Source organism: Paenibacillus alvei DSM 29 (genome assembly GCF_000293805.1).
Lineage (GTDB): Bacteria > Bacillota > Bacilli > Paenibacillales > Paenibacillaceae > Paenibacillus_B > Paenibacillus_B alvei.
In genome coordinates this window covers 262077-276013 of the sequence record NZ_AMBZ01000005.1, presented here as the reverse complement: position 1 = coordinate 276013, position 13937 = coordinate 262077, and the positions used below count along the sequence as shown (strand labels likewise).

Genomic DNA, 13937 nt, shown 5'->3' with positions numbered 1-13937 from the left:
TCATTTAATTAAGGTGTTTTTTGATACATAAAAACATTGAACAGGAGAAGCAGCGTGAAGAAGTATATATCACTAATTTTAACATTTATTTTAGCGTTTACGAGTATACCACTTACTTATGCTCAAGAAGTGATGTCATCCGATGCTGAGCTGTCTAATCTTTCAGTTACTGATGCAGTGTACAGCCAACAGCCTAAGGATCTAAATCCGCAAGATATTATTACAGTTTCATCAGTAGCCGAAAAATTTCAAGTTGATGGCGATTGGGTTTATGGTGAAGTAACCAAAGGATACCTGCTGCACCATATCTATGAGGGGCTGCTGGAGAAGCAGCGCGGAGGCTCGTACGAGCAATATATGAACCGCTTGTATCCTAATATTTCGCGAAATGCCTCAGAACAGCAGCCTTCGGTAACGACAAGCGTGTATGATCATTTGTCGAACGTGGAGAGTGACGGGGATGTTAAGAAAACAAGCGTTACGGACTCTGTATATGAGGTTCCCAAATTTCGTCGCTCTAAGCGATCCGTGTCCTCTTCGAACTATGATAGCTTTGCATTGAAGCAAAAAGAGCTAAAGTTTGATCAAGCGCCATATTCAGTCGGGGACGCCGGCGAGAGTATTTCGACAATCGATGGTTCTCTGCATGTAGAGCAAACTGATCTCGTTCTTCCCGGGCCGAATGGTTTGGACTTCGAATTGCGTCGCGTGTACGATAGTTCGCGCGGTAAAGATGATATTTACTACAGTGAGGCAAGACATAAACAGTTGCCCCGCAAGCCGGAAGAAGAGCGTCGTTCTTCGCTAGGAAAAGGGTGGATGTGGGATATCCCTTATCTTAAAGTAGCCGAAGATCAAAAATTTCTTTATCTTCCCCAACGCGGAACATTCGCGATAGATGGATACGATATAGTGGGTAATCCCTTCAGAGATTTGAGTTTTGGTCCGGTTTACGACGACAAAAAAAATGACGCGCCGAAAGGATCTCGATATATTCTTGGCGATTACAATCAGGGATTAGATTACTATTTTGATGAAGACGGCCTGCTTTTGCGGATAAATGACCAAAATAATAACTGTCTCGACTTTACCCATATTGGAGATGAATTATTTAGAATAGCTGCTTCGACCAAAGCAGGAAAAGAGAAGGGGAAATCCAATTATCTCTACATTCGAGACATGGGTAATCACGTAGAAGCAGCGGTAAAATATACAGATCCTGCAACGAATCAACCCAAGGAACAAGTCGTCAAATATGTGAGAAAAAAGATTACCCTAAATGCTGAAGACCGATATATATTAAAAGAGGTCGTTGATTCAGTAGGGCGAATCACGACTTATTATTACGAAATACGTACACTGCCATCCAATATTCTTCCGGGATACAGTATGTTTAATAAAAAGGAAGATTTCAGCGAACAAATGCTCTATTGGGGAGTAACCGATTGTGTAACGCTGGGGATGATCGAGCATCCGACCAAAGCACAGTCCCAGTTCACTAGTTCGTCCGAGATCCGCAAGATAGGTTTTTACGCGATTGAATACCAGGTCGTATATAACGAACGCAAACTGCTGTATAGCACGAATACGGGTGCTACCGTTGTCTCTAATCGGCAAACCGTTACATTTCCAGAAGATTTCGGAAAGATATTCGGAAATGTTACCTATAATGTTAGGGTGGATGATGGCCGTACCATCACTAATCATAACTATTCTGTCAGTTACAGAGAAGAATATGAAAGAATGAATGAGGGGAACTACTACACTTTTACGTTAGATCCACCGATTCTTTATCATAATAAAAGTGAAACGACAGCAAAAGGAAGCAATGAAAGCAAGAGCGTTACCTATAGATATAATGAAAATTCGGATAGGAAAATGCTGCATTCCAAGCCCATTTGGATTTCGGAAACCAGTTACGGAGCTTCAGGCTCTTCTACGAGAACGACAAGTTATAAATATGATGAATTCGGAAATGTCATTGAGGAGACTAACCCTCTAAACGTAACCAGCAGCTATGAATATAAGTACATTCCTCAAGCTCAGGCTCAAAAGCTGACGAAAATGACTACGGCTGTTGGCCCTCAGTCCGACCTGATCGCCCAGTATGAATATGAAACCGAGCATGGTGGTCTTCAGCAGACTACTCTGCAAGACGGTCAGGGGCGGTTATTGAATCAAGTTCGCTATGAGCGCGACGTGCATGGCAATCCGACGACGATTCAAATCAAAGGCGATAACGCGAAGGACACCGTCATTCGGCAGGAGTTCAATGAAATCCATAACTATATGTTCCCGAATAAGCAATCGGTAACGGTTAAGGATGCGGATGGCGTGTCCGGAGAGTTGACGACAGAGGCCAGATATATTCCCGAGACTGGCATGCTGTATCAATTTGTGGATGGCAAAGGACAGGCCATCACCTATACGTATGATGATTTGAATCGTGTAACTGCGGTAACTAATGCTGACGGGTCACAAACCAAGATTGAATATGACGACGTGAACAATCGTATAGTAGTCACGGATGCAGCCGGACAACAAACGGAGCGATTCTTTGATCCTTTCGGACGATTAATCAAGGAAACGAATGGGCGAGGGACGGCAGAGCATCGTTACAACGAATATGGCGATTTGATTTCCAAGGGAGACTTCAACGGTTCGGCCACCCAATATGAATATGATGCCTGGGGACGTGTCATAGCTGAACAACCGGGGTATTTTGCTGCTACGCGTTATCAGTATGATGACGGCGCAAATACCAAAACCGTGATAGACGGAACAAACAATCCGATTAAAGAAACGTACGATATTCTAGGCAGAGTGACATTGAAGGAAGAGCTCAAGCCATCTGGAAATGTAGTGTTGGCACGTTACAAGTATGATTATGCAGGAAATGTAACGAGTTCAACCGATGCTAACAATAACGTGACCAACTATGAGTATGACGCATTGGGGCGTCTGATAGCCGTTACGGACGGAGAAGGCAAAACGACTCGCTACCAATATAATTTGCTGGGTGATATGGTTGAAGTCAAATATGCGGATGGTAATACCGTTCAGAAAAAATATGATGAAATCGGTCGCTTGATCCAGCAAATCGATCCAAGCAAGCAAAGCAAAAAGATGTATTATGACGCGAACGGCAATATTGCACGGCTCGTGGACAAAAAAGGACAAACGCAAGAATTCGAGTATAACCAGCTTGATTTGTTAACGAGCAGCAAGGCTTCGGACGAGACGATAATGTATCAGTATGATGCGATGGGAAGACGAGTATCGATGTCCGACGGTACGGGAAAGACCCAATATGCCTATTATCCAACGGGCGAATTGGAATCGATTCTGTATCCGGATCAAACGAAGCTGAGCTTTGACTATGAAGCACGCCAGTTGCGCACCAAGCAAACGGTTACGACATCTAACTTTGCCCTGACGTCTAATGTAGATTACCTATATGAACAGCCGACTCCTACGAAGCTAAAGGCACTGGATGGAAGCGGCACGATCCTATCGGAATTTACATACGAATTCAACCCACAATCCAAGCAGCTTGCAAAATTTAACTCTTTAAACGGATATAGCGAATCATACAATTACGATGGATTCAATCTGTCAGGTATTCAACAGTCTCAGAACAATGTGCAATTCGGACAGTATGCGTACCAGTACGACAACAATCGCAACATTGTAGCGAAAAACGACAATGGATCGACTTTCCAATTCAGCTACGATCCACTGAACCGGATCAAGACATCAAGCCAATTCAATGAGGCCTATACGTACGATCAACGGGATAACCGCAGCACGTTGCAAAGTGATCAGGTACCGGATATCAAGGGAGCTAACTATGCATACGATAGCCGCAACCGCCTGACCCAAGTAACGACGGAAGACGGCAAAGGCGTTAGCTATCGCTATAATGGGGACAACCTGATGGTAGAACGCACCGAAGGCGGCGTGACGACTCGTTATTATTATGATGATCGGGCAAAGATTGTCGCAGAAGGCAAGGTAGAAGCGAACGGCAGCGTCACGATTACGGCAGCATATATTCATGAATCGAAAGGTAAGCTAATGGCCCGTCAGGTTCCGGGACAAGATATGCACTACTACGTATCCAATGGACACGGTGACATTACCGAAATCCGGGATGCGCAAGGAAATGTACTGAACCGTTACACTTATGATATCTGGGGCAACCCATTGACCCAAGAGGAGCAAGTACCGAACAACTTCCGCTACTCGGGAGAGTATTGGGATGCGGCAACGAATTTGCAATATTTGCGTGCAAGATGGTACGATCCAAGCATCGGACGATTTATTAATGAGGATACGTATGAAGGGGAACTGGGTAACCCGCTGAGCCAGAATTTGTATACGTATGTAAAGAATAATCCGTTGAAATACGTAGATCCGAGTGGACATATTGGGATACCGATGGCACCAACACCTGCAATGACGTGTGCAGCGAGTCCGGGACAATGCAAGACGATTCTAAAAGGACAGGCCGAAGCAGGTAAAACATTGTTAGTTGAAGGAGCCAATTTTTTAATACTGGATGATGTAAATACGCTTTTGAATCCTGATGGCTCTTTGAATGAAAAAGCCCTGACTGTAGCTTCTTTTCTGCCTTGGGGAAAAGTATTAAAAGCTGGTAAAGTTGGATCTAAAGTTAGTAAAGCAGTGAATTCACTTGCAAAGTGTAATTGTTTTACAGCAGGGACGAAGGTATTAACAGACGAAGGGGAGAAGAATATCGAAGACATTGAGGTCGGAGATAAGGTTCTTTCCAAGAATGAAGAAACAGGCGAGACTGCGTATAAGGAAGTTACGCATCTTTATCGAAATGATAAGGAAGTCATCTATGAACTAACAGTAGGTGACCAGGCCATTGAGACAACCGACAATCATCCGTTTTGGGTAGAAGGTAAAGGTTGGGTATTAGCGGTAGACTTGCAAGTGAAGGATAAGCTACAGCAGAGTAACGGAAATACCTTAACAATTGACAACATTAAGATTGTAAAGCATGATGAGAAAGTTAAGGTTTATAACTTTACTGTTGCAGATTTCCATACTTACTTCGTAAGTGAATTGGGAATTTGGGTTCATAATATTAACAGTTTTTGCGGTACAGCTTCTGACCTAGCAAATATGGCTAGAAACTCAAAAAAATCCATTGATGGATTAGCGGGGGCAAAAGTATCCGCAAGCCTTGTAAATGATGCTGCTCTTGATTTCGTAGGAAAAGGTGCTAAAATACAAAAAATTGATGGTGGAATGTTATACATTAGTAAAGACGGGTCGAGATCTGTGAGAACTGGAGTAAAATACGGTAAGAGCAAAAAACAAGGAACTACGGTGTATGAAGCTAATTTTGAGACATTTAATAGTAAAGGGAAACAACTTACTAATTATCATGTCGACATCGAATAAATTAATTAAAGAGAGAGTGAGTATATGGTAGTTCCTGTCCTAAAGAGAATATTAGTTCGTGGAGAAGCTGAACAAAAAGATGATTTCGTACTTCCTGCGAGCGCAGATATAGGGACCGCTGATTCAGAAGGAGTCGAGTATTTTTATTTTAGGGTAATGACACCTAAAAGACTGCTTGCTATTTTAGATGAAGATAAGATAATAGATGGCAGAGCGACATTCATTGTAAATGAATTTGATTTGACTTTAGTAGAGAAGGAAATTAATAAGATATTAGAGGATTGTATCCGACCTACTTGGGATGAAGTTGCAAAAGCTATTAATCGTTATTTAGATTGGGAATATGATAACATCCAATATGAAACACTTGAAGAAGCAATGGAAAGACTAAATAAGAATAATTAATTTCTAGGGCCTCGAAGGGTTTGATTACCTTCGAGGTTTTTCTTACTTATTCACCTGAGCTGACGTACGATAGACAGCGTTCAGGATCGTAACCGAATTCAAAGCATCTGAGGTTCGGCTTTTTCAAAAATTAAGCTTTTATCTTCAAGCTAGTAAAATCATACAAACGAAACGTATTCAGCTATATTCCAATGAAGGTATAATCTATGAGAATAGATTATAAGGAGCGTAGAATATAAAGAATTGTGTCAAATTTTATGGGGGGTTAAGATACGGGGGAATACTACATACGGCTTACTTTAGAAAAATGAAACTGGTAAAGGCACGAGCATGCCCAAAGGAGTAATGCATACATTCTTATAAGACGTACCGGTATAACAGGAGCAACATCTTACATTGAACATTCAGATTGCGATTTTCGAACTTAAACAATGCCAAGGTGCAGGTCATCCTGAATTATTTCGATGTGAACAACAAGTTAATGGGAAACGATGTGCCATTCGAATAGCGGAAACACGGACTGGCTAAGTGTAAATGCATAACCTCCGGTAAAGCGGCCGAGAAAGAGTGCATTTTAACACCTTTGCGGTAGAAGATACCGCATTAGGTACAGTAACCGTAGATCCGTTACGCTTCTAAGTAAAAAGTAGCACGAAAGAACAATTGTAATGTCATACAGTAAAGAAAGTATAAAAGAAAGGTGATCGTAAAATGAATGAATGCATAAAAAGAGTGGCTTATCTTTTTCTTATAAGCATGTTATACTTTACAATTTCATGTGACAGCTATGTGATGGCTGGTATATCTCGTGATTTAAACGATTTTAGTAACGTTATAGAGTCGTTCGAGAGAGGAGACCTGAACCAAACAAATTACATAGCGGGAGCCGGCAGGATAACAAGCGACCCGCAGCAAATCATCACGGGAAAGCATTCTGTGTATGTGGAGTCCTCTCCAAAAGAAGAGTGGAAAGATGCAATTTATACTAACAAGAATAAAGTACAGTTTGAAAAAAAATACAACCTATGCGGTGACGTTTTCTTATAAGAGCATAGTAGAGCCTGTACAAGGGAAAAATGGGTACTTTTATTTTACGGCCAGGGGAGTAGGCTCGGATTATAAAAGCGATAAAGGGTGGATGGAATGGACAGGACAAGCGGGCAAGATGGGAACGAAGACGGTCACCTTTAAAACAGGCGAGGAAGAAAACTATTTTCTAATATGGGGAATCCATAACGGAGGGGCATTATCCTTAGATGATATAAGTATTCAAAAGTTGAGTGAGTCGTTCGAGAGAGGAGACCTGAACCAAACAAATTACATAGCGGGAGCCGGCAGGATAACAAGCGACCCGCAGCAAATCATCACGGGAAAGCATTCTGTGTATGTGGAATCCTCTCTGAAAGAAGAGTGGAAAGATGCGATTTACACCAATGCGAATAAAGTACAGTTTGAAAAAATTACAACCTATGCGGTGATGTTTTCTTATAAGAGCATAGTAGAGCCTGTACAAGGAAATAATAATGGTTATTTTTATTTTACGGCCAGGGGAGTAGGATCGGATTTTAAAAGCGATAAAGGGTGGACGGAATGGACAGGACAAGCGAGTAAGACGGGAACGAAGACGATTACCTTTAAAACAGGAGAGGAAGAAAACTATTTTCTCGTCGTATGAGGAATTCATAATGGAGGATCGTTATCCCTAGATGATATTATAATAAAAAAAGATGAGTATCAGTATGATGCTAATGGAAATTTGATGTGACGTGAAAATAATTTTAGAAGGGATACGTAATCATGAAAAAACGAAAAAGGGAGTAATCCCCTTTTTGATTGTAATTATTAACCATGATCCAGTCAGGACTCATATATGCAGAAAATATAGATTATACATATGATGAATCAAACCGATTGACGCAAACCGAATTTATATATGATAACAACGGTAATTTAGTAGAAAAGATGAAAATATATCGTGATAATGAGATCCCCTATGTTGCATCTAGTGATTTCTCATCGAATCAAGGAAGAAATCATTGGTACTATCAAGAATGGGATGGAAAAGAATATAAAAGTTTAGAATGGGATGATGCATTAAAACAGTGGAAAGGAAGTCAGTATTGGCTAAGGGTGGCTCGTGAGTTTCAACATCCGGATGGTAATGATTCGGTTCGAAAATGGGTAGCCCCGAAACGTGGAGAAATCAAAATAATGGGGAAGGTAGCAAAAATGGAGGGCCAAGTACTCGGGGATGGCGTTCAAGTGAAAGTAATGAAAAATGAAGTCCAAATATGGCCCTCTTCCGGTTGGCAAGAGATAGCATTCAATGATACTCAGGGCATAGATGTTAATATAACGACAGAGGTAGAAAAAGGGGATTCTATCTTTTTCATAGTTAATCAAAAGCAAACAATTGATTATGATGGAACATATTGGGATCCTAAAATCACATATATTACGTCTTCTGCAATTAAAGAGTTTTCTTCAATACAAGGGGACGGTAACTGGTATTATCAAGAATGGAATGGGAAAGAGTACAAAGACCTGACTTGGAATGCTGACCTAAAGCAATGGCAAGGTAGTACTTTCTGGCTCAGAATAGCTAGAGAGTTTCAGCATCCTGATGGTAATGATTCGGTACGAAAATGGGTAGCCCCAAAGGATGGTAAAATAAATATTACCGGAAAAGTCGCAAAATTAGAAAGGCAAATATATGGGGATGGGGTACGTGTAAAAATAAAGAAAAATCGTACTCAGATATGGCCAACATCAGAATGGAAGGATATAGCATGTGATGATACGAAAGGCGTGAATATTTCTTTAGTGACGGAGGTAGAGAAAGGGGATTCCATTTATTTTATAGTAAATCAGAATCAAACGATCGATTATGATACCACCTATTGGAATCCAATGATCATGTATATCCCTTCTGTTTATAATGGTTCAAAGGGGAATTCTCGACGATCCAAGGCAAAGATAATTGGTACTATCAAGAGTGGGATGGGAAAGAGTATAAGAACTTAACGTGGAATGATGAGCGTAAACAGTGGCAGGGGAGTTCTTATTGGTTGAGAATTGCTCAAGATTTCATGCATCCAGATGGAAACGATGTTGTACGAACCTGGGTTTCTCCGAGAAATGGGAGTCTTCAAATTACGGGGAACGTAGCAAAACTAAAAGGGCAAGTTCTTGGTGATGGGGTTCGCGTAAAAATTATGAAAAATAAAAGCCAAATTTGGCCTGTAACCGGATGGCATACAATTTCAAATGATGATATCAAAGGGAGCGATATAAAAATCTCAGTAGAAGTGGAAAAAGGGGATTCTATATATTTTATTGTTAATCAAAATCAGACAATGAACTATGATGGGACTTCATGGAATATTACGTTGTCCTTATTCCCATAATATTGATTTAACATCCGATGTCTATGTATTTTCATAAGGAGCAGTAGTCATCATCCTAGTGAGTATAGGTAATATTGGAATACAGAGAAGGCTGATCATTAGAAAGAGGATTCTTCTTCTCTGTATCGTGTCTCGAAGCGAATTGTTAGTTCTTTAATAAGAATGTTCCCTCTGCATAGTTTAGGTTCATATCATCTATAATTACCGAAGCGGTACCTTTGCCATTCACGCCAATGATGTTAACTTGAACGGCAGCTCTAACGGCCCCCTGGGGAACGACTCCGTTCGTAGACAGAGCGAAGAACTCACCTTTCGTATCATCGTTAATACTGCCGCTAGCGGGCCACCCAACGACTTTGCCATTGGCATCGTAAAACCCAAGAGTTAGATTCACTTTAGCATTGGAAATCTTTTCGACATTAATATGGCTATGAAGAACGTAATTTTTGCCTTGCTCGACAGCTACCGTCTGCATGAGGCTCATGCCATTGCCGTTTAAAGAGGAGGCGTCCATTTTTTGAGCACGCTTGCCGGCCATTATTTTGTTTTCCTCAATCCCGTAGGTTCCGATAACTCCGTCTTCCGCAAAATTCCACCAGCCATCTGCCAATCCAGTTGAACCTGTGTAGCTCTCAAACCCACTATTGGCCAAGAGATTAGGTTCAGTTGAATAAGTCAAATGCATGCCATCGACAACGATCGAAGCGGTTCCTTTGCCATTCGATCCAATGATGTTAACTTGAACGGCAGCTCTGACGGCTCCCTGAGGAACGACTCCGTTCGTAGACAGAACGAAGTACTCACCTTTCGTATCTTCATTAATACTGCCACTAGCGGGCCACCCAACGACTTTACCATTGGCATCGTAAAACCCAAGAGTTAGATTCACTTTAGCATTGGAAATCTTTTCGACATTAATATGGCTATGAAGAACGTAATTTTTGCCTTGCTCGACAGCTACCGTCTGCATGAGGCTCATGCTTTTGCCGTTTAAAGAGGAGGCGTCCATTTTTTGAGCACGCTTGCCGGCCATTACTTTGTTTTCCTCAATCCCGTAGGTTCCGATAACTCCGCCTTCTGCAAAATTCCACCAGCCATCTGCCAATCCAGTTGAACCTGTGTAACTCTCAAACCCGCTATTGGCCAAGAGATTAGGTTCAGTTGAATAAGTCAAATGCATGCCGTCCACAACGACCGAAGCGGTACCCTTGCCATTCGATCCAATGATGTTAACTTGAACGGCAGCTCTGACGGCCCCCTGGGGAACGACTCCGTTTGTAGACAGAACGAAGAACTCACCTTTCGTATCTTCATTAATACTGCCGCTAGCGGGCCACCCTACAACTTTACCATTTGCATCGTAAAACCCAAGAGTTAGATTCACTTTAGCATTGGAGATCTTTTCGACTTTAATATGGCTATGAAGAATGTAATTTTTGCCTTGCTCGACGGCTACCGTCTGCATGAGGCTCATGCCATTGCCGTTTAATGAGTAGGCATCCATCCTTTGAGCACGCTTGCCGGCCATTACTTTGTTCTCTTCAATTGCGTAAGTTCCGATAACTCCGTCTTGTTCATAGTTTCCCCAACCATCTGCTAGTCCATAGCTACCTGAGTAATACTCAAAGCCTCCATTTTCCAACAAATTAACTGCTGTTTGTTTTGTTTTTTTAACAAATTTCCATTAGCGTCGTAATCATACTCGTACTGTTTATCTTCTTGTTTAACCAGCTTTACTCTCCCGGACGAATCATATTTGTATTTTACTTCTTCAGCCAAGGCTAGTTGTTGGTTGAAGAAAATAAAAATAAAAATAATTAATAGTGATAGAAAAACAATTCCATATTTTAAAAAAATTTTCATGTACGACTCCTTGTAAGTTGAATTAGTTGATTTTATTTTATGAATAACTCTATTGTAGATAAAATCTAATGCGGAATACAGAATAGATTTGTAATCATTTCTATTGTATGACAACATACACTGTCACCCTGCATTGACAGCTCATTTTTTGCGTTCTAAAATGATAATATGAAACTATATTAGTATTAAAAGTTTCAAAAAAGGGAGGGGTTTGCATGGTATGGATTAAGAAAAAAGATGTCGTAATCGCTACATTCCTTTCTGCTTTTCTCTTTTTGCTCTTTTGTTATCTTAGCTCAGGGTATGAGTTAATCGTCACCTTTGCCCTTGGTATCGTGTTTGCGTACTCGATTTTTATTACATTGTATAGGAGGAAAATTGAACCGAGTGAACCATTGCAAATACTGCCGTTTTTCTTCGGTGTTTTAGCTTGGCAGTTCATTCATTTTTCCGAAGAATTCTCTACTGGATTTGCGACTCGCTTTCCTCTCATCTATGGCGGCGAACCTTATACTGCGCAATTTTTTGTTGTGCTGAACATGGTCTCCTATTCCTGCTTCGCTCTTGCTGCTATCTTTGCTTTCATCCGGCGCAAGCCTGTTCTTCTTATTCCCGTTTTGTTTTTTACCGCCTATGGTGCGCTCGGCAATGCGATTGCTCATACGACGTGGAGTCTTTATTTCGGCGAATATTTCCCCGGCTTGTATACGGCTCAAATGTATTGGGTTCTTGCACCGCTGCTGCTTCGAAAATTGACAGGGAACGGGAAGGTGACCCTGCTCCTGATCATTCCTTATGCCGTTCTCCTACCGATTGCTCTAATCGCCGCTCTTGTTTAGAATGTACATAATTCATTGCAGTAGATATTATCTTTCTGGAAGAGGATACCTGATATGAGTAAAAAGACGGAAGCGAGACTGCTACACCATGCTTCATCCCAGTTCTTTCGGCACGGTTACTCCAATCTATCCGTGGACGATCTCGTGCAGGGGATTGGCATGAGCAAGGCTACGCTTTACCGCTATTTCGATTCAAAATACGACTTGCTGGAAATTGTGATCGAGAAGCTGTTTCAAGAAATCGAGACTGACATTCATGAGCTGCTTGCAAGCAAGCAAGAGCCTGAAGTGAAGCTGCGCATCTTTATGGCCTTGATGGTAGAACGTCTAAACGGTATTGAGCGATCCGCGATCGAGGATATACAGCACAGTGTGCCTGTTTTATATGAGAAATTTCAAAATTTGCGCAAGCACGTCATCATTAATCATTTGGTGAAGGTATTAGAGGATGGTGCCGAGCAAGGCAATTTTCGGAAGAATATCGATCAAGGCGTTGTAGCACATATTATCTTTGCAGCGATCGAATCGTTGACCGATACCGATTATCTGGCTGAGAGCCGCTACCGTTTTTCCGAAATTTTCGACATGGTGCTAACGATTGTCATGTATGGAAATGTTGTAGGCACGTCGGAGCGCTGACGATTATTTTGTATATATAACTACTTACTTTACCATTGAGTGATTACTCGGAGCACAGGCAGGAGGCCTGTGTTTTTGTTTTTAGCCAGTTGAGAAACTTTTACATTCGTTTCTGAAATGTAAATCATTGTATTACAGGAATATTTCCCATTACAGAACGATATTGTTATATTGTTACAAAATTGAATTGAAGTGGAGTGGATACATTTGAAAAGAGCATTTGCTTTATTGCTTGCGATCTCGTGCGTTGCCATGCTTTCTCAGACTGCTTTTGCGCAGACGAGTTCTGATGCAATTCACGGATCGACCCCATCGGTTTCTCAGGAACAGACTGCTTCAGACAATGTAATTTATCGTTTTTGGCATCGTTACCTTAATAAAGAAGGCACGATGAGAAAGGTAGAGGGAACCTTCACGCTTAATACGACATATACGATTACGTTCCGCGTGTTCCAAAGCCCATCCGATAGCTCGAACAATGGAAAACCGATCTACTCACACTTCATCCTGCACAATAATAATAACGGCAGCTTTGTCCCGATTAATGTCAACGGAACATTTAGCACTCCGTCCATTACGTTATCGCCGGGTACATACAGCATGTATTACGAGAATAAATCCGATTTTCTTATCGATTTCGACGCCTTTGTCCTTAGCTCTAGTTAGTTGTATGCATCTAGGAGAATAAGATTTGTGCAGATAACTACTTGCTTCAATACTTTGGCTGTGTTAGGATGAGGATAACTTTGACAGAACGGAGGGTTCACAGTGGTAAATAAGGCAACCAACTTCCGCTTCGGAAGAATCCGATTGAATGCATGTGTCACTAACTGAATAGTGCTCATAAGCTCTGCCTGTGTGCAGAGTAATCGGGATTGGTCTGCCTTGTTGCTACGGAACCGTATAGGATTGGTTTGCGACAGAAGAGGGAGGAGATCGTGCCTGCCCTCTTTTGTTGTGCCCATAATGCCCGTCTGCTGCTGATGAAGGGGAGAACTGCTTCTCTTTCAGCTTGAGTAATGGTGCGTCTTCGCTTGTTTGTCGATCCGTTTTTGGATTTCGGGCTCTAGTGGAAGCGTATCTTACGAAGTGTAAAGGTGTGGAGGTGTAGAAATGCGCAGTCGATGCGCAGTCGCACCTGCATGGCAGCAGGTTAGGGAAGTGCCGCATCCAGCGATTCGAATGGGAACGCGGTTCCTGTAAGACAGAATACCAACATTCTGTTATAGGGACACTCAATCAGGCTGGCTGGATGTTGTCCGACAACCAAGGATGCGATCCAACAATTGAACGATTACTCGGAGCACAGGCGGGAGGCCTGTGTTTTTTTGATGCACCAGGCTGTATG

At 41.7% G+C, this 13937-nt stretch carries 10 protein-coding genes; 8 read left to right on the top strand and 2 right to left on the bottom strand.

What is annotated here, in order from left to right:
- The first annotated feature begins 54 nt into the window (after window positions 1-54).
- The 5 genes from PAV_RS32495 to PAV_RS18105 all read left to right on the top strand — a co-directional run bounded on the left by PAV_RS32495 (window position 55) and on the right by PAV_RS18105 (window position 9248).
- Window positions 55-5436, top strand: coding sequence for a polymorphic toxin-type HINT domain-containing protein (locus PAV_RS32495; protein ID WP_005548792.1), 5382 nt, complete (start codon window positions 55-57; stop codon window positions 5434-5436).
- Window positions 5437-5460: 24 nt separating this feature from the next.
- On the top strand, window positions 5461-5841 hold the full coding sequence (locus PAV_RS18125; protein ID WP_005548790.1) for an Imm8 family immunity protein: 381 nt from the start codon (window positions 5461-5463) through the stop codon (window positions 5839-5841).
- Window positions 5842-6814: 973 nt separating this feature from the next.
- Window positions 6815-7516, top strand: coding sequence for a hypothetical protein (locus PAV_RS18115; RefSeq protein ID WP_157266962.1), 702 nt, complete (start codon window positions 6815-6817; stop codon window positions 7514-7516).
- A 173-nt stretch (window positions 7517-7689) separates the two neighbouring features.
- Window positions 7690-8865, top strand: a complete 1176-nt coding sequence (locus PAV_RS18110) for a hypothetical protein (RefSeq protein ID WP_005548783.1) — start codon at window positions 7690-7692, stop codon at window positions 8863-8865.
- 44 nt (window positions 8866-8909) lie between these two features.
- On the top strand, window positions 8910-9248 hold the full coding sequence (locus PAV_RS18105; protein ID WP_005548781.1) for a hypothetical protein: 339 nt from the start codon (window positions 8910-8912) through the stop codon (window positions 9246-9248).
- A gap of 145 nt (window positions 9249-9393) precedes the next feature.
- Here the strand turns inward: PAV_RS18105 and PAV_RS18100 are convergent, their stop codons facing one another.
- The gene (locus tag PAV_RS18100) at window positions 9394-10890 is read right to left on the bottom strand and encodes a hypothetical protein (RefSeq protein WP_005548779.1); all 1497 of its coding nucleotides are present in this window, start codon (window positions 10888-10890) and stop codon (window positions 9394-9396) included.
- A complete protein-coding gene (locus tag PAV_RS18095) occupies window positions 10845-11111 on the bottom strand; it encodes an RHS repeat domain-containing protein (RefSeq protein ID WP_005548775.1) in 267 nt (88 codons plus the stop codon). The genes PAV_RS18100 and PAV_RS18095 overlap by 46 nt, the downstream gene beginning before the upstream one ends.
- A gap of 215 nt (window positions 11112-11326) precedes the next feature.
- On the opposite strand from PAV_RS18095, the gene PAV_RS18090 reads away from it, so the two are divergent.
- The 3 genes from PAV_RS18090 (at window position 11327) to PAV_RS18080 (ending at window position 13255) form a co-directional block, all read left to right on the top strand.
- Entirely contained in the window at window positions 11327-11950 is a 624-nt protein-coding gene (locus PAV_RS18090) for a hypothetical protein (protein ID WP_005548773.1), read from the top strand.
- A gap of 54 nt (window positions 11951-12004) precedes the next feature.
- Window positions 12005-12589, top strand: coding sequence for a TetR/AcrR family transcriptional regulator (locus tag PAV_RS18085; RefSeq protein WP_005548771.1), 585 nt, complete (start codon window positions 12005-12007; stop codon window positions 12587-12589).
- Window positions 12590-12796: 207 nt separating this feature from the next.
- A complete protein-coding gene (locus PAV_RS18080) occupies window positions 12797-13255 on the top strand; it encodes a hypothetical protein (RefSeq protein WP_005548770.1) in 459 nt (152 codons plus the stop codon).
- Window positions 13256-13937: the final 682 nt, after the last annotated feature.